Annotated in this window: 18 protein-coding genes; 5 read left to right on the top strand and 13 right to left on the bottom strand. The window is 61.8% G+C overall.

Translation table 11 applies throughout. The features are described 5' to 3' along the window. Positions 1–48: 48 nt before the first annotated feature. On the top strand, positions 49–1,008 hold the full coding sequence (locus CAF90_RS21350) for an amino acid ABC transporter permease (RefSeq protein WP_007952431.1): 960 nt from the start codon (positions 49–51) through the stop codon (positions 1,006–1,008). Beyond that, positions 1,001–1,735, top strand: a complete 735-nt coding sequence (locus tag CAF90_RS21355; protein WP_085608399.1) for an amino acid ABC transporter ATP-binding protein — start codon at positions 1,001–1,003, stop codon at positions 1,733–1,735. Before CAF90_RS21350 ends, CAF90_RS21355 begins: the two co-directional genes overlap by 8 nt. Before the next feature lie 167 nt (positions 1,736–1,902). Here the strand turns inward: CAF90_RS21355 and CAF90_RS21360 are convergent, their stop codons facing one another. The 10 genes from CAF90_RS21360 to ubiE form a co-directional block, all read right to left on the bottom strand. Further along, positions 1,903–3,819: a methyl-accepting chemotaxis protein gene (locus CAF90_RS21360; protein WP_085608400.1), complete on the bottom strand. Its 1,917-nt coding sequence runs from the start codon at positions 3,817–3,819 to the stop codon at positions 1,903–1,905. A 91-nt stretch (positions 3,820–3,910) separates the two neighbouring features. Continuing rightward, positions 3,911–4,618 (bottom strand): 16S rRNA (uracil(1498)-N(3))-methyltransferase, encoded by a 708-nt coding sequence (locus CAF90_RS21365; protein WP_085608401.1) that lies wholly within the window; start codon positions 4,616–4,618, stop codon positions 3,911–3,913. Next, complete coding sequence (gene tatC, locus CAF90_RS21370) at positions 4,615–5,403, bottom strand: twin-arginine translocase subunit TatC (RefSeq protein WP_085608402.1); 789 nt, start codon at positions 5,401–5,403, stop codon at positions 4,615–4,617. The genes CAF90_RS21365 and tatC overlap by 4 nt, the downstream gene beginning before the upstream one ends. Next, complete coding sequence (tatB, locus tag CAF90_RS21375) at positions 5,400–5,846, bottom strand: Sec-independent protein translocase protein TatB (protein ID WP_085608403.1); 447 nt, start codon at positions 5,844–5,846, stop codon at positions 5,400–5,402. Before tatB ends, tatC begins: the two co-directional genes overlap by 4 nt. Positions 5,847–5,856: 10 nt before the next feature. Continuing rightward, a complete protein-coding gene (locus tag CAF90_RS21380) occupies positions 5,857–6,135 on the bottom strand; it encodes a twin-arginine translocase TatA/TatE family subunit (RefSeq protein ID WP_007952423.1) in 279 nt (92 codons plus the stop codon). A gap of 25 nt (positions 6,136–6,160) precedes the next feature. Next, a complete protein-coding gene (locus tag CAF90_RS21385; protein WP_007952422.1) occupies positions 6,161–6,493 on the bottom strand; it encodes a phosphoribosyl-ATP diphosphatase in 333 nt (110 codons plus the stop codon). Further along, complete coding sequence (gene hisI / locus CAF90_RS21390) at positions 6,486–6,887, bottom strand: phosphoribosyl-AMP cyclohydrolase (RefSeq protein WP_007909357.1); 402 nt, start codon at positions 6,885–6,887, stop codon at positions 6,486–6,488. Before hisI ends, CAF90_RS21385 begins: the two co-directional genes overlap by 8 nt. A gap of 80 nt (positions 6,888–6,967) precedes the next feature. Beyond that, positions 6,968–8,572 (bottom strand): ubiquinone biosynthesis regulatory protein kinase UbiB, encoded by a 1,605-nt coding sequence (gene ubiB, locus CAF90_RS21395; protein WP_007952420.1) that lies wholly within the window; start codon positions 8,570–8,572, stop codon positions 6,968–6,970. Then, positions 8,569–9,192: an SCP2 domain-containing protein gene (locus CAF90_RS21400; RefSeq protein WP_007952419.1), complete on the bottom strand. Its 624-nt coding sequence runs from the start codon at positions 9,190–9,192 to the stop codon at positions 8,569–8,571. The genes ubiB and CAF90_RS21400 overlap by 4 nt, the downstream gene beginning before the upstream one ends. Further along, positions 9,192–9,962, bottom strand: coding sequence for a bifunctional demethylmenaquinone methyltransferase/2-methoxy-6-polyprenyl-1,4-benzoquinol methylase UbiE (ubiE, locus tag CAF90_RS21405; RefSeq protein ID WP_007952418.1), 771 nt, complete (start codon positions 9,960–9,962; stop codon positions 9,192–9,194). The genes CAF90_RS21400 and ubiE overlap by 1 nt, the downstream gene beginning before the upstream one ends. A 165-nt stretch (positions 9,963–10,127) precedes the next feature. Here ubiE and CAF90_RS21410 point away from each other — a divergent pair, with 165 nt between their 5' ends. From CAF90_RS21410 to CAF90_RS21420, 3 genes are all read left to right on the top strand, one after another. Continuing rightward, complete coding sequence (locus CAF90_RS21410) at positions 10,128–10,403, top strand: polyhydroxyalkanoic acid system family protein (RefSeq protein ID WP_007952417.1); 276 nt, start codon at positions 10,128–10,130, stop codon at positions 10,401–10,403. A gap of 258 nt (positions 10,404–10,661) precedes the next feature. Beyond that, a complete protein-coding gene (locus tag CAF90_RS21415; RefSeq protein WP_007952416.1) occupies positions 10,662–11,084 on the top strand; it encodes a phasin family protein in 423 nt (140 codons plus the stop codon). A gap of 10 nt (positions 11,085–11,094) precedes the next feature. Next, the gene (locus CAF90_RS21420) at positions 11,095–11,961 is read left to right on the top strand and encodes a phasin family protein (protein ID WP_085608404.1); all 867 of its coding nucleotides are present in this window, start codon (positions 11,095–11,097) and stop codon (positions 11,959–11,961) included. A gap of 69 nt (positions 11,962–12,030) precedes the next feature. Here the strand turns inward: CAF90_RS21420 and CAF90_RS21425 are convergent, their stop codons facing one another. From CAF90_RS21425 to phaZ, 3 genes are all read right to left on the bottom strand, one after another. Beyond that, entirely contained in the window at positions 12,031–12,651 is a 621-nt protein-coding gene (locus CAF90_RS21425; RefSeq protein ID WP_085608405.1) for a TetR/AcrR family transcriptional regulator, read from the bottom strand. A 28-nt stretch (positions 12,652–12,679) separates the two neighbouring features. Then, on the bottom strand, positions 12,680–14,362 hold the full coding sequence (gene phaC / locus CAF90_RS21430; protein ID WP_085608406.1) for a class II poly(R)-hydroxyalkanoic acid synthase: 1,683 nt from the start codon (positions 14,360–14,362) through the stop codon (positions 12,680–12,682). A 153-nt stretch (positions 14,363–14,515) separates the two neighbouring features. After that, a complete protein-coding gene (phaZ, locus tag CAF90_RS21435; RefSeq protein WP_007952412.1) occupies positions 14,516–15,370 on the bottom strand; it encodes a poly(3-hydroxyalkanoate) depolymerase in 855 nt (284 codons plus the stop codon). Positions 15,371–15,478: the final 108 nt, after the last annotated feature.

Below are 15,478 nucleotides of genomic sequence, written 5' to 3' on the forward strand. Positions count from 1 at the left end.
TGCATTCCCACGCAGAGCGTGGGAACGAGCGAATCAGAGAAACATTCAATGAAACAGAAAAAAGCCCAATGGCCCTGGCACGTCCTGACCGTGCTGGTGCTGGTCGGCCTGGCCGGCGCGCTGTATTACGCCACGTCGCTGATGTCCTATGAATGGCGCTGGAATCGCGTGCCGCAGTACTTCGCCTATCAGGCCGAGGAAACCCAGCGCGCGACCGACATTTCCACCGTCAGCGAACTGGTGCGCAAGGGCGGCAGCGCGCAGGTCACCCTGCGCAACGATGCCGGTGACGAGCAGCACCTGACCGTCGACGAAAACAGCCTGCAATTCGCTCAGGGCGACGATGTGGCCGAGGGCGACGTCGTGGGCGTGACGCGGCATTGGGCGGCGGGTCCGCTGTTGTGGGGCCTGTGGACGACGCTTTGGCTGTCGGTGGTGTCCGGCGTGCTGGGCCTGCTGATCGGTCTGGCCACCGGGCTGTGCCGGCTGTCGAGCAACCCGACCCTGCGCGACCTGTCGACGATCTATGTCGAACTGGTGCGCGGTACGCCGCTGCTGGTGCAGATCTTCATTTTCTATTTCTTCATCGGCACGGTGATGAACCTGTCCCGAGAGTTCGCCGGGATCGCCGCGCTGTCGCTGTTCACCGGCGCCTACGTGGCGGAAATCATCCGTTCCGGTGTGCAGTCGATTGCCCGTGGCCAGAACGAAGCGGCGCGTTCGCTGGGTCTGAGCGCCGGCCAGTCGATGCGTCATGTGGTGCTGCCGCAAGCGTTCAAGCGCGTGCTGCCACCGTTGGCCGGGCAGTTCATCAGTCTGGTCAAAGACACCTCGCTGGTGTCGGTGATCGCCATCACCGAGCTGCTGAAAAGCGGCCGTGAAGTCATCACCACGTCGTTCTCGCCGTTCGAGATCCTGTTCTGCGTCGCCGGCCTGTACCTGTTGATCAACCTGCCGCTGTCGAAAATCGCCAGCCGGCTTGAGCGGAGGCTCGCGCAAAGTGATTGAAGTCCGCGATCTGGTAAAAGTCTTCGACACCCGTGGGCAAGTGGTGCGCGCGGTGGATAACGTCAGCACGTCCGTCGCCAAGGGTGAAGTGCTGGTGGTGATCGGCCCGTCCGGTTCCGGCAAGTCGACGTTCCTGCGTTGCCTCAATGGTCTGGAAGAATTCGATTCCGGCTCGGTGAGCATCGACGGCCTGCAACTGGCCGACCCGAAAACCGACGTCAACGCCTACCGCCGCGAAGTCGGCATGGTGTTCCAGCATTTCAATCTGTTCCCGCACATGACCGTGCTGGAAAACCTGTGCCTGGCGCAGAAAGTCGTGCGCAAGCGCGGCCAGAAGGAAAGCGAGGCCAAGGCTCTGGCATTGCTGGAGAAGGTCGGCATCGCCCAGAAGGCCCGCGAATATCCATCGCGCCTGTCCGGCGGTCAGCAGCAGCGCGTGGCGATTGCCCGGGCGCTGGCGATGGATCCGAAGGTCATGCTGTTCGACGAACCGACCTCGGCCCTCGACCCGGAAATGGTCGGCGAGGTGCTGGACGTGATGAAGAACCTGGCCGTGGAAGGCATGACCATGGTCTGCGTGACCCACGAAATGGGCTTCGCCCGGGAAGTGGCGGATCGGGTACTGTTCTTCGATCACGGCAAACTGCTGGAAGACGCCTCGCCGTCAGAGTTCTTCGATGCACCGAAGGATCCGCGAGCCCAGGCGTTCCTGCGGCAAGTCCTCTAAACGCAGGGCAAAAAAACGCAGCCACAGGCTGCGTTTTTTTATCACTGATCGTTCCCACGCTCTGCGTGGGAATGCCGCCCAGGACGCTCTGCGTCCCTTCGCAAGCGTGACGCGGAGCGTCACAGGATGCATTCCCACGCGGAGCGTGGGAACGATCGGGCGTCCACTTACACCTTGAACCGGCCCACCAGCGTTTGCAGGTGAGTGCCCAAACGCGCCAGCTCGACGCTGGAGGCCGCCGTCTCTTCACTGGCCGCCGAGGTCTGGTCCGAGACATCCCGCACGTTCAGCACGCTGCGGTTGATCTCTTCGGCCACGGCGCTCTGCTGCTCGGCCGCCGCGGCGATCTGCTGGTTCATCGCCTGAATCGCCGAAACGGTGCGGGTGATGCTTTCCAGCGATCCGCCGGCGCGACGGGTCAGCTCGACGCTGCTGTCGGTCAGTGTGCGGCTGTTGTCCATGATCGTCGCCACTTGCTGGGTGCCGTTCTGCAGGCCGACGATCAGCTCTTCGATCTCTTCCGTGGACTTCTGGGTACGCTGGGCCAGGCTGCGGACTTCGTCGGCAACTACCGCAAAACCACGTCCGGCTTCACCGGCACGAGCGGCCTCGATGGCGGCGTTGAGGGCCAGCAGGTTGGTTTGCTGAGCCACGGACTTGATCACGTCTAGCACGCTGCCGATCTTGTCGCTTTCGCGCTTGAGCTCGCCCATGGCCTCGGTGGAATGCCCGACTTCAGCAGCCAGACGTTCGATCTGGGCGATGGCCTCGCCAACCACCTTGTCGCCTTCACGGGCCTGCTGGTCAGCGGCGACGGCTGCTTCCGAAGCTTCCTCGGCGTTGCGCGCGACTTCCTGCACGGTGGCGGCCATTTCGTTCATGGCGGTCGCGACCTGGTCGGTCTCGATTTTCTGATTGTTCACCCCGGCGCTGGTCTGCTCGGTCACGGCCGACAGTTCTTCGGCGGCGCTGGCGATCTGGGTCACGCCGTCGCTGATGCCGCCGATCAATTCGCGCAGGCCCTGGGTCATGCTCTGCATCGAGCGTTGCAGTTGACCGAGTTCGTCGCGGCGCAGGGACACCAGGTTGTGGGTCAGATCACCAGCGGCGACGCGCTCGGCAACTTTCAGGGTTTGCTCCAGCGGAATGATGATCTGGCGGGTGATCGCCCAGGCGGCGAGCAGGCCGAAGGCCACGGCCAGCAGAGTGGCGATCAGCAGCTGGTTCTTGGCGCTGGCAGCATCGGTGTCGCGGACGATGGTCTGGGACACCGTGAGCTTCTTGCTGACGTCGAGCAGGATGTCGCCTTGGGCCGACATGCGAGCCAGTGCCTTGGCGTTGTTCACCTGGGAGTCGCGGAACTGGCTGACGGCAGCGCGGTAAGCCTTCAGCGATTCGGTGGCCTGCTGCAGGTTGGCGATGTGTTGCTCGGGCAGTTTGCTCGGCAGGCTTTCCAGATTGTTCAGGGCGGCGGCGATGGCATCCAGCGCCGGTTGTTCGGCTTCGGCCTTGCCGCTGTAGGTGTAGCCGCGCACCTGATAGCGCGCCTGCTGCAGCAGTTTGCTCAGCTCGATCACGCTGTTGAATTGCGCGACGCTGTCGCCTTGCAGCAGTGATTTCTCGACTTCGCTGACCTTGGCCACGGCGTTATCGGCGCTGGCGCCGAGTTTGCTGCGGGCGTCTTCACGCTGCACGGTGGCCTGGGTCATGTCGCCAAAGGCGCGTTTGTACTCGGCAACCGCCGCCAGTTGCTGATCGATCATGGCCACGTCGGACGGTTGCTCGATCATGCCGCGAGCGCTTTGCAGGCCGGCGTCGAGTTTGCCGAGCAGGTCGTTGACCGCACCGGGGCCCTGTTCGCCACGGCGGGCTTCATAGTCCAGGCGCGCCAGGCGCAGGTCCTTGGTCAGCTCGTTGAGGCTGGAGATGAAGCCGAGTTTGTCGCCCCGGCTGATGATGCCGCTCATGCCGGTCCAGCCGGTGAAGGTGATCAACAGGGTCAGCAGCAGCACCAGGCCGAAACCGATTCCAAGCTTACGTTTGACGCTGACGTTTCCAAGACTCTCGGCTAACCAACGGTACATGCGACGACTCCCTCGGACCACTAATTGGACTTATGGGGAGGGTATCGGCCGCATGATGGCAATCTGTAACGCCTTTTGTCTGGCGAAGACTTCAGAACAGCCGGGCGAGCAGCGCGGTGACGGCGGTTTCGACCCGCAGGATTCGCTCGCCAAGCTGCACCGGTTGCAGCCCGGCCTTGGCCAGCAGATCGATTTCGTAGGGAATCCAGCCACCCTCGGGGCCGATGGCCAGGGTCACCGGTTCGCTCAGGGCACGCGGGCAGGGCGGGAAGTTGCCCGGATGGCCGACCAGGCCGAGGGTGCCGTCGGTGATGGCCGGCAGGCGGTCTTCGACGAACGGCTTGAAGCGCTTCTCGATGATGATTTCCGGCAACACGGTGTCCCGTGCCTGTTCGAGGCCAAGGATCAGTTGTTCGCGGATCGCTTCCGGCTCCAGGAATGGCGTCTGCCAGAAGCTTTTCTCGACCCGGTAGCTGTTGACCAGAATCACCTTCGACACACCCATGGTCGCCACGGTCTGGAACACCCGGCGCAGCATTTTCGGGCGTGGCAGGGCGAGTACCAGGGTCAGCGGCAGTTTGGCCGGCGGCGGTTGATCGAGGGTGACCCGCAGTTCGGCTTCGCCCGCGTCCAGACGCAGCAGCTCGGCCGAGCCCACCAGCCCGCCGATCCGCCCGACCCGCAGGCTGTCGCCGACTTCCGAACGGTGGACTTCCTGCATGTGGGTCAGGCGCCGATCACGCAGCACGACGCGGTCGGCCGCGATGAAGTCGGCCTCTTCGAGCAGCAGCAGGTTCATGGCTGAGTCGCTGGCGGCTGGTCGTTGTGATCGTCGACGGTTTCTTCCGGGCGCTCGCGTTTGCTGACCAGACTGCCGAACAGGATGCCCACTTCGAACAGCATCCACATCGGCACGGCCAGCAGGGTCTGGGAGAAGATGTCCGGCGGGGTCAGGATCATGCCGACCACGAAGCAGCCGATGATCACATACGGACGAATCTTCTTCAGGTATTTGACGTCGACCACGCCGATCCACACCAGCAGCACCACGGCCACCGGGATTTCGAACGCCACGCCGAAAGCGAAGAACAGCGTCATGACGAAATCGAGGTAACTGGTGATGTCGGTCATCATTTCCACGCCGGCCGGGGTGGCCGAGGCGAAGAACTTGAAGATCAGCGGGAACACGAAGAAGTAGGCGAACGCCATGCCGGTGTAGAACAGCAGGATGCTGGAGATCAGCAACGGCACTGCGACGCGCTTCTCGTGCTTGTACAGGCCCGGTGCGATGAAGCCCCAGATCTGATGCAGGATTACCGGGATCGCCAGGAACAGCGAGACCATCATCGTCAGTTTCAGCGGCGTCAGGAACGGCGACGACACGTCGGTGGCGATCATCGTCGCGCCGGCTGGCAGGTATTCGCGCAACGGCGTCGAGACGAAGGTGTAGATCTGCTGGGTGAAGGCAAACAGCCCGGCGAAGATGATGAAGATCGCCGCCACGCAACGCAGCAGGCGGGTGCGCAACTCGGTGAGGTGCGAAACCAGCGGCATGTGCTGGTCGTTTTCGGGGAGATCGCTCATGGGGCTCGCGGCGGCAGAGTGGTGTCGTGAGGCGCTGGTGTGGTCGGCGCGGCGGTTGGAGCTACGTGTTCAACCGGGGCTGGCGCGACGACAGGCGCTGGTTCGGTTGGCGCTACAGCAGGTGCCACAGGCGTTGGAGCTGCAGGGCTGTGAATCGTCTGCTCACCCACGTGCTCGACCGGCGTCGGCTCCTGCTGAACCGGCGTGAAAATCTTCCGCGCCTCCTGCTCCAGCGACAGGATGTGCTCGTTGTGCAGTTGCCGACGGATTTCGTCGGCACCGATTTCACGCTCAACTTCCTGTTTGATCGCGTTGAAGCTGCGCTTCAGCCGTCCGACCCACAGGCCGGCGGTGCGCGCAGCGCCCGGCAGACGCTCGGGACCCAGCACCAGCAGGGCAACGAGGCCGACGAGCAGCAGTTCAGAGAAGCTGATACCAAACATTAGTCAGTGCTCACACGTCTTTGCGGATCGGCTCTTCGACTTTCTGCGCCTGCACGTCGATGGTGTGCGGCGGGTTGGCCTGAGCGGTGGCTTGCGGCTGAACCGGTGGAACCGGCTGCGCAGGCGTGACGGTCGGATCGGCCGGTTTTTCGTCGTCGTTCATGGCTTTACGGAAGCCCTTGATCGATTCGCCGACGTCGGTGCCGAGGTTTTTCAGTTTCTTGGTACCGAACACCAGTACCACGACCACCAGGATGACGATCCAGTGTTTCCAGTCAAAAATGCCCATGTTGCTGTTCCTCTCTAATAGTTGTTCAGGCGGACGGGCGCGAGGCTTTCTCGACGTGTCCGGACAGGCCGAAACGGCGATCCAGTTCATCCAGCACTGCCTGCGGATGCTGCCCCAGCTGGGCGAGCATGACCATGCTGTGGAACCACAGGTCGGCGGTCTCGTAGATCACGTCGCTGCAGTCGCCGCTGACGGCGGCGTCCTTGGCGGCGATGATCGTTTCGACCGATTCTTCGCCGACTTTCTCCAGAATCTTGTTCAGACCCTTGTGATACAGGCTGGCGACATACGAGCTGTCGGCGGCTGCGCCCTTGCGCTCTTCCAGCACCTGAGCAAGGCGGGTCAGGGTGTCACTCATGTTTGTGTCCTGCGGAGTAAATAGCGTGCGGGTCTTTCAGGACCGGGTCGACCGTTTTCCAGTCGCCGTTTTCGAAGACGCGGTAGAAGCAGCTTTGACGGCCGGTATGGCAAGCGATGTCGCCGATCTGTTCGACCATCAGGATGATGACGTCGGCGTCGCAGTCCAGACGCATTTCATGCAGCGTCTGTACGTGGCCGGACTCTTCGCCCTTGCGCCACAGCTTGCCACGGGAACGTGACCAATAGATGGCACGGTTTTCCGCCGCGGTCAGCTCCAGGGCTTCGCGGTTCATCCAGGCCATCATCAATACGCGTCCGGTCTTGTGATCCTGGGCAATCGCCGGCACCAGGCCATCGGCGTCCCACTTGATCTCGTCCAGCCAGTTTTTCATCTTCGACTCCGACAGCGAACCCACACTTCAATAGTCGGGTTCAGGCGTTGAAACAGTGTGCCAGCCGATCACGGAACTGGCTATCGGCGAACGACCAGATACAAGCCGACTGCCACCATGATTCCGGCGGGCCAATGCCCCAGTTCGTGCATCGGGCCCCCGGCGGCGAGGATCGTACCGCCCGCCAGATGGGCGCTGCCGAGCAGGCGCAGGAACCAGTCGTCCTTGCGTTTTTTCCATGGTGGCGGCGGGTCGTTGGCGTGGGGCTGGGACATGCGTTCGAGCAGGTCGCGGGCCATGTTGGCCAGGTGCGGCAGTTGTTCGAACTGGCTCTGGACGTTGCCGATCAAGGCTTTCGGGCTGACGCGCTCGCGCATCCAGCGTTCGAGGAACGGCTGTGCGGTGTTCCACAGATCGAGGTCCGGGTACAGCTGGCGGCCCAGGCCTTCGATGTTCAGCAGGGTCTTTTGCAGCAATACGAGTTGTGGCTGCACTTCCATGTTGAAGCGGCGCGCAGTCTGGAACAGGCGCATCAGCACCTGGCCAAATGAAATATCTTTTAATGGTTTTTCGAAGATCGGCTCGCACACGGTACGGATCGCCGCTTCGAATTCGTTGAGCTTGGTTTCCGCCGGTACCCAGCCCGAATCGATGTGCAATTGCGCCACGCGGCGGTAGTCGCGCTTGAAGAAGGCGAACAGGTTGCGCGCCAGGTAGTCCTGGTCTTCCGGGGTCAGACTGCCGACGATGCCGCAGTCGATCGCGATGTACTGCGGGCTCCACGGGTTGACAGTGCTGACGAAGATGTTGCCCGGGTGCATGTCGGCGTGGAAGAAACTGTCGCGGAACACTTGGGTAAAGAAGATCTCCACGCCGCGTTCGGCGAGCATCTTCATGTCGGTGCGCTGGTCGGCGAGGGTCGCCAGATCCGTCACCTGAATCCCGTAGATGCGCTCCATCACCAGCACTTTCGGCCGGCACCAGTCCCAATAGACTTGCGGCACGTAAAGCAGCGGCGAGCCTTCGAAGTTGCGCTTCAACTGGCTGGCGTTGGCCGCCTCGCGCAACAGATCGAGTTCGTCGTAGATGGTTTTTTCGTAGTCGCTGACCACGTCCACCGGGTGCAGCAGACGGGCGTCGGCGGAGACCTTTTCGGCGGCGCGGGCGAGGATGAACAGCCACGCCAGATCCTGGGCGATGATCGGCTTCAGGCCCGGGCGGATCACCTTGACCACCACTTCTTCACCGGTCTTCAGTTGCGCGGCGTGTACTTGCGCCACCGAGGCCGAGGCCAGCGGTTCGACGTCGAAGCGGCTGAACACTTCGCTGATCTTCTTGCCCAGTTGCTCTTCGATCAGCTTGACCGACAGCTGCGAATCGAACGGCGGCACGCGGTCCTGCAACCGCATCAGCTCATCGGCGATGTCTTCCGGCAGCAGGTCGCGGCGGGTCGAAAGGATCTGCCCGAACTTGATAAAGATCGGTCCCAGGTCCTGCAAGGCCAGGCGCAGGCGTGCGCCACGGCTCAGGTCCAGCGGCTTGCGCGGGAACCAGCGCCACGGCAGGACGTAGCGCAGCGCCAGCAGGAACCACGGCAAAGGCAGGTCGAACAGCAGGTCATCGAGGCGGTAGCGGATCACGACGCGCTGGATGCGCAACAGACGGCGGACGGCGAGCAGCTTCATGCGTTATCGCTTGGGTCGAGGGATCGGGAAAGGCGCTCGAAGCGCGCCTCGAGACGTTCCAGATCGAGTTTGATCCGGTCCAGTTCGCTGAAGCGGGCTTCGGCTTCGCGCTGACCGACGAGGGTACGCGATTCTTCGGCCAGGTATTCGGCGAGGTTCTGGTTGAGGCTGGCAAATCCTTGTTGATACCAGCGGGCGCGGCTGCGCAGGTGACCGCCGACCAGTTGCGTGGCGACCGGGCCCAGCCAGCGCGAGAGTTCGTACTCCCAGTCCAGCTCCAGATCCTGCAGCACGCCCGCCAGCTCCAGCAGCACGCCGCTGTCACCGTCGAGTTCGACTTCCGGCGCGTGCAGCACCGCCGTCTTGTCCTTGCTCAGGGCCAGTTTCACCAGGCTCGAGGCCGGGGCGCGCAGGGTGCAGTCGACGCCGGTTTCCCAGTGGGACGCCAGCATCAGGCCTTCGTCGCTCGGCAGGATGAACAGTTGCAGCGCCGGGCTGCGGCAATCCACGGCAATCACTTTGCCGGTCAGATGCGCCAGTCGCGGCAGCGCCGTGCTGTCGAGACGCAGCACCCGGTTCAGGCCGAGTTCGACGCTGGCGAGCAGCCCGGTCAGCAGCATCAGGGTTTGATGCCGCGGTGCAGGGCGACGATGCCTGCGGTCATGTTGTGATAGGTCACGCGATCGAAACCGGCGTCGACCATCATCGACTTCAGGGTTTCCTGATTCGGGTGCATGCGGATCGATTCGGCCAGGTAGCGATAGCTTTCCGAGTCGTTGGTGATCAGCTTGCCCATCAGCGGCATGAAGGCGAACGAGTAGGCGTCGTAGGCCTTGGACATCAGCGCGTTGGTCGGCTTGGAGAATTCCAGCACCAGCAGGCGACCGCCCGGCTTGAGTACGCGCAGCATCGAGCGCAGGGCGTCTTCTTTGTGCGTCACGTTGCGCAGGCCGAAGGCGATGGTCACGCAGTCGAAATGGTTGTCCGGGAACGGCAGCTTTTCAGCATCGGCCTGGACGAACTCGACGTTGCCCGAAACACCGACATCCAGCAGGCGGTCACGACCGACCTTGAGCATGGATTCGTTGATGTCGGCCAGCACCACCTGACCGGTCGGGCCGACCAGGTGCGAGAATTTCTTGGTCAGGTCGCCCGTGCCGCCGGCGATGTCCAGCACGCGGTTGCCGGCGCGCACGCCCGACAGTTCGATCGCGAAGCGCTTCCACAGACGGTGCATGCCGCCCGACAGAAGGTCGTTCATCAGGTCGTACTTGGCGGCCACGGAGTGGAACACCTCAGCGACTTTTTCCGCTTTCTGGCTTTCCGGAACGTTTTTGAAGCCGAAGTGAGTGGTGGGTTCGGCATCGCTGCCTTTGCGCTGATCAGTCATATCGCTGTCACCAAAAGAGAATGCGCGACATTCTAATCCCCAAGCCATGCTTTGTCTTGGAATGGCTAAAGGTAAGATGGGCAACCTTCGGGACGATTTGCCGCAGTGGCGGTCAAGATTCGTTGCAGGCATTCATAGCCCCATTCAAAAAGCAGGAGTCATTCAATGGCCCATATCAGTGTTGAGCGTGCCCACAGCCTGGGCAAGGAAGCAGCCCGCGAGAAAGCCGACAAACTGGCGCAGAAACTCTCCGATCAATATGGCCTCGAGCCGCAGTGGTCGGGCGATGTCCTGAACCTCAAACGGTCGGGCGTGAAGGGCGCGGTGCATGTGGCCGAGGATTCGATCCGGGTCGACGTGGAACTGGGCCTGATGATGTCGGCCATGAGCGGCATGATCAAAGCCGAGATCGAAAAGGCGCTGGATAAAGCGCTGGTCTGATTTCTGCCTGAAATGAAATCCCCCTGTGGGAGCGAGCTTGCTCCGGGCGGCGATCCGACGAATACGTTGTATCAGCCGACATTTCCGTGACTGACACACCGCATTCGCGAGCAAGCTCGCTCCCACATTTGTTTTGTAGTGTGCCCACCTGTTTATGTCAGTTGTTAGGGTGCCGTTTCTAATTTTTCTCCCTACTTTGTGCCTGAGCCCGACACTCGTCAGGGCAGTTCCTCAAACCTTCTGCGCGTGAGGTGCACCATGGCCAAAGTCATTTTGAAGAAAAAAATCGACGCTTCGACTTCCGCTCTGAGCGACGTCAAATCCTATGCCCGCAAGATCTGGCTGGCAGGCCTAGGTGCCTACACCAAGGTCGGTCAGGAGGGCAGCGAGTACTTTCAGGAGTTGATCAAGGCTGGTCAAACTGTTGAAAAGAAAGGCAAAAAAGCCGTCACGGAAAAACTCGAAGCGGCCAACGCCGAGATCGATGAAGCCAAGAGCGAAGTCAGCTCTTTCAAAGGCCGGGTCGAAGTTCAGCTCGACAAGGTCGAGAAGGCGTTCGACACGCGTGTCGCCAGTGCCTTGAATCGTATCGGCATTCCGTCTAAACATGACGTTGAGGCACTCTCTGCTAAGCTCGATGAGCTGACGGCATTGCTCGAACGCGTCGCGCGTAAATCTTAAGGAGAACGGGATGGCTGGTAAAAAGAACACCGATAAAGAAGGCAGCTCGTGGATCGGAAAAGTCGAAGACTATTCCCGCAAGATCTGGCTGGCTGGTTTAGGCGTGTACTCGAAGATCGACACTGACGGCAGCAAGCTCTTCGATACATTGGTCAAAGACGGCGAGAAAGCCGAGAAGCTCACCAAGGCTGCAGTCGGCAAGAAAGTCGATGCTGCCAAGGACTCTGCAAGCTCGGCAAAATCGCGCATCAGCGGCGTGAAAGATCGCGCACTGGGCACCTGGGATCAGCTGGAAGGGGCTTTCGACAAGCGCCTGAACAGTGCGATTTCGCGCCTGGGCGTACCAAGCCGCAACGAGGTGAAGGATCTGCACAAGAAGGTCGATACCCTGACCAGGCAGATCGAAAAACTCACCGGCCTGAAAGCTCAGCCTGTCGCGGCCAAAACCGCAGCAGCCAAGCCTGCGGCCAAAACCGCAGCCAAGCCACTGGCTAAAGCCGCCGCCAAACCGGCCGCAAAAGCAGCAGCCAAAACCGCTGCCGCCAAGCCTGCAGCGAAAGCCGCGGCCAAACCGGTTGCCGCCAAGGCCGCCGCCAAGCCAGCTGCAAAAACGGCAGCAAAACCAGCTGCCAAACCGGCAGCCAAGCCAGCAGCGAAAACCGCTGCCGCCAAACCCGCTGCCAAGCCTGCTGCGGCGAAAAAGCCTGCAGTGAAAAAGCCGGCCGCGCCGAAAGCCGCTGCGCCGAAAGCCGCAGCACCAAAACCGGTGACCACACCGCAAGCACTGGCAAGCACGTCGAACTCCGCCTCGGCTCCAACCCCGGCGCCTGCTCCGACTGCTGCATCGACGCCGTCGACGCCAACCAGTCAGTCCTGATTTGTCAGGGCTCAAAAAACGCCCGGCCTGTGAAGGTCGGGCGTTTTTGTTTGGGTAAAAGCCGTCGGATTACTCGTGATCTTCGAGGTACTGCAAAGCCATCCTCTCCGTCGCCATCTTCACAGGCGGCAACAAATGCGGCGCCACCAGCATCATGATCTGGTACACCACCAGCCGCACTTCCCCTTCGCGATCGAGAATCCGCTGATAGTCCAGCGAGAACAGCAACGTCATGGTGATCTGCTCCACCAGTTGCCCCAGCGCCTGGGTGTCGCTGACCAGTTGCCCCGACGCTTTCAAGCGCGCCAGCAATGACGCGAGCGTACGCTTGAGCACGTTGAGAAACTGGCGTATGCCCTTGGCCAGTTTCGGCAGACGCCCGGCCAGGTTCGACAGGTCCTGGAACAGGAAGCGGTACTGCGCCAGCCGTTCAACGATCAGGTGCAGGAACAGCCAGTAATCCTCCGGCGCCAGTTCAACATCGGCGGGCGGGTCGAGCAGCGGGGCGAGGTCGTTCTGGAAGCGCTCGAACAGTCCGAGAATCAGCGGTTCCTTGCCATGGAAGTGGTAGTAGAGGTTGCCGGGGCTGATCCCCATTTCATTGGCAACCTCCATGGTGGAGACGTTCGGCTCGCCCTTTTCATTGAACAACTGCAGGGCACATTCGAGGATCCGTTCGCTTGTTTTCATCCAGTCTTCTTAAAAGGGCTTGAGTCAGTCAGCGCACACGCACATAGGTGCCGGGTGCCGCTTCCATCGGTGGATAATTGGCGTTGCCGAGGGTCATCTGGGTTTCTCGCAGGGTGCCGGAGCGCTGCTGCACCCACTCCAGCCATTGCGGCCACCAGCTGCCGTCGACTTTCTTGGCGTCGTAGTACCAGGCGCGCGGATCACCGCTGAGCTTTCCGTTCTCGACGTAATTGGCTTTCGGGTTGCCCGGCGGGTTGAGGATGCTCTGCACGTGGCCGCTGTTGGACAGCACGAAGCGCCGCTCACCGCCCAGCAACAGCGTCGAGCGATACACCGCGTCCCACGGCGTGATGTGGTCGTTCATGCCGGCCACGCTGAAGCTGTCGACTGTGACCTTCTGCAGATCGATCGGCGTGCCGCACACTTCCAGACCACCCGGATGGGTCAACGGGTTGTGCTTGAAGAAGTCCAGAATGTCGCCGTGAAACGCGGCGGGCAGGCGGGTGCTGTCGTTGTTCCAGTAGAGGATGTCGAAGGCCGGCGGCTCCTTGCCCAGCAGGTAGTTATTGACGAAGTAGCTCCAGATCAGATCGTTGGGGCGCATCCAGGCGAACACCTTGGCCATGTCGCGACCGTCCAGCACGCCTTTCTGATAGGAGCGCCGCTTGGCCGCTTCGAGTGTTTGCTCATCGGCGAACAGGGTGGCCGGGGTGTTCATTTCACTGTCGAGCAGGCTCACCAGATAGGTGGCGCTGGACACCCGCCGCAACTGCCGCTTGGCCTGCAGATGCCCTTGCAGCGCCGCAATGGTCAGCCCGCCGGCGCAGGCACCCATCAGGTTGACCTCGCGGGCACCGGTGATCGCCCGGCAGATGTTCATCGCTTCTTCCACGGCTTCGACGTAGGTCGACAGGCCCCATTCGCGATGGCGCACATCCGGGTTGCGCCAGCTGATCATGAAGGTCTGCAAGCCGTTCTTCAGCGCAAACTGGACGAAGCTGTTGCTCGGGCTGAGGTCGAAAATGTAGTACTTGTTGATTTGCGGCGGCACGACCAGCAGCGGTTTCGAATACTGCTTCTCGCTCATCGGCCGGTACTGGATCAGCTCGAGCATTTCGTTGCGAAACACCACCGAGCCGGTGGTGGTGGCGACGGTCTTGCCGACTTCGAAAGCCTGTTTGGTCACCTGACGTGGCAGGCCGTCGTTGTGCAGCAGGTCATCAAAAAGATGACTCAACCCACGCACCAGACTGTGGCCGCCAGAGTTGAAAAGCTCCTTGACGGCCAGCGGATTGAGCAGGGTGTTGGAAGGCGCCACGGCGTCGTTGAGCAGGGTAAAGGCGAAGTGCGCGCGGGCGCGGTCGTCGTCGCTCATGCTGCTCTCGTCGATCCAGCTCTTGACCTGTTTCTGCCAGGCCAGATAAGCCTGCAGGCTGCGCCGATAGAACGGGTTCAGGCTCCACGCCGGATCGGCGAAGCGGCTGTCCTGCGGATTGGTCGGGTGCAGGGTTTCGCCGAGCAGCGCGCGTCCGAGCGCGCCTCCCAGCTTCAAGGCGTGTTTTGCACTGTGGATCGGATTGCGCAAACCGTGGGCAGCCACGTTGCGCAAGGTCGAGATCAGGTCCCGGCCGCGCAGACCGGTCATGGCACTCTGTGCATTGATGAACACGGCGGGGCTGGGCACGACGCCCGTCGCTGGTTTGTCACGCATGACTCAACACTCCTTCGTCTTCAGGCAAAAAAACAAACACACCGAACCAGAACACCATAGACGCTGTTGCGGGTTGTTGCCTGCGCAGGCTCCCTGCCACGCACCTGTGCGGAAGCGCTGCAAGACGCTGTCCAGAAATCCGTGCCGGGACGGTTATCCGCCCAGCGGTGTCGGGTGCGGATGCATCACCGCACGCTGACGTTCCTCCTGGAGGAATTTCATGATGATTGGCGCCACCGCCTCGGCCCGGGTAATCAGGAACAGATGCCCGTCGTCGATGATGTGCAGCTGCGCGTTGGGGATTCGCCAGGCGAGCATGCGCATGTTGATCAGCGGGATCAGCGGATCGTCATCACCGGCCAGCACCAGCGTCGGCTGATGGATCTTGTGCAGCCAGTGAATGCTGGTCCAGCCAAGGCCCGCGAACAGTTGCCAGTAGTAGCCGAGCTTGCCTGCCGAGCGCACCTTGGCCGCGTGGCTGGCGGCGAGTGTCGGGTCGCGGCGGAACGAGCCGCCGTAGATCATCGGGGCGATGCGGATCACATGGGACGGCTGGATGTAGCGCCGTGGGCTGGCCATCATCCACAGCACTTTCGGCTTGCCCGGCACCATCACCGCACCGGCAGCGGTCGCCGCCAGCACCAGCTTCTTGCAGCGCTCGGGATAGTCGTAGGCGAACTGTTGCGCCAGTGCGCCACCCCAGGACACGCCGATCACGTTGACCTGTCCGTAGTCGAGGTAATCGAGCATCCGCGCGGTGAGCTTCGCCAGCCCGGGAAAGCGATACGGTCGGCTCGGCGTCGAGGAGCCACCGACACCGGGCACGTCGAAGGCGATCACCTCCAGGTCCGGATCCAGCGCCGCGACAAAAGGAAACACCAGCTCCAGGTTGGCGCCGATGCCGTTGAATATCAGCAAGGGCGTCAAGTGAGGCTTGCCGGGGCGGACCGCCGTGCGGATGGTCTGGCCATCCAGCTCGACAGTTCGAAAGATGAACGGGTGCGGCATGCTTCAAGGCCCTGTGGGTCGATCTCAATATCACCTCGTACCCCTTGTGGGAGCGGGCTTGCTCGCGAAGGCGTCGTGTCAGTCGCCATTGATGTTGGCTGATCAACC

It is taken from the genome of Pseudomonas sp. B37(2017) (genome assembly GCF_002112885.1).
In the GTDB taxonomy this organism is placed as follows: Bacteria; Pseudomonadota; Gammaproteobacteria; order Pseudomonadales; family Pseudomonadaceae; genus Aquipseudomonas; species Aquipseudomonas paraglycinae.

Bases quoted from the DNA above. Each gene is read 5' to 3' on its own strand.
- CAF90_RS21415 (WP_007952416.1), top strand. From the start codon at position 10,662: ATGGCCAAAGTCATTTTGAAGAAAAAAATCGACGCTTCGACTTCCGCT.
- ubiB (WP_007952420.1), bottom strand. From the start codon at position 8,572: ATGAAGCTGCTCGCCGTCCGCCGTCTGTTGCGCATCCAGCGCGTCGTG.
- ubiE (WP_007952418.1), bottom strand. From the start codon at position 9,962: ATGACTGATCAGCGCAAAGGCAGCGATGCCGAACCCACCACTCACTTC.
- phaZ (WP_007952412.1), bottom strand. From the start codon at position 15,370: ATGCCGCACCCGTTCATCTTTCGAACTGTCGAGCTGGATGGCCAGACC.
- CAF90_RS21350 (WP_007952431.1), top strand. From the start codon at position 49: ATGAAACAGAAAAAAGCCCAATGGCCCTGGCACGTCCTGACCGTGCTG.
- phaC (WP_085608406.1), bottom strand. From the start codon at position 14,362: ATGCGTGACAAACCAGCGACGGGCGTCGTGCCCAGCCCCGCCGTGTTC.
- CAF90_RS21380 (WP_007952423.1), bottom strand. From the start codon at position 6,135: ATGGGCATTTTTGACTGGAAACACTGGATCGTCATCCTGGTGGTCGTG.
- CAF90_RS21385 (WP_007952422.1), bottom strand. From the start codon at position 6,493: ATGAGTGACACCCTGACCCGCCTTGCTCAGGTGCTGGAAGAGCGCAAG.
- tatB (WP_085608403.1), bottom strand. From the start codon at position 5,846: ATGTTTGGTATCAGCTTCTCTGAACTGCTGCTCGTCGGCCTCGTTGCC.
- CAF90_RS21410 (WP_007952417.1), top strand. From the start codon at position 10,128: ATGGCCCATATCAGTGTTGAGCGTGCCCACAGCCTGGGCAAGGAAGCA.
- CAF90_RS21400 (WP_007952419.1), bottom strand. From the start codon at position 9,192: ATGCTGCTGACCGGGCTGCTCGCCAGCGTCGAACTCGGCCTGAACCGG.
- CAF90_RS21420 (WP_085608404.1), top strand. From the start codon at position 11,095: ATGGCTGGTAAAAAGAACACCGATAAAGAAGGCAGCTCGTGGATCGGA.
- CAF90_RS21360 (WP_085608400.1), bottom strand. From the start codon at position 3,819: ATGTACCGTTGGTTAGCCGAGAGTCTTGGAAACGTCAGCGTCAAACGT.
- hisI (WP_007909357.1), bottom strand. From the start codon at position 6,887: ATGAAAAACTGGCTGGACGAGATCAAGTGGGACGCCGATGGCCTGGTG.
- CAF90_RS21425 (WP_085608405.1), bottom strand. From the start codon at position 12,651: ATGAAAACAAGCGAACGGATCCTCGAATGTGCCCTGCAGTTGTTCAAT.
- tatC (WP_085608402.1), bottom strand. From the start codon at position 5,403: ATGAGCGATCTCCCCGAAAACGACCAGCACATGCCGCTGGTTTCGCAC.
- CAF90_RS21365 (WP_085608401.1), bottom strand. From the start codon at position 4,618: ATGAACCTGCTGCTGCTCGAAGAGGCCGACTTCATCGCGGCCGACCGC.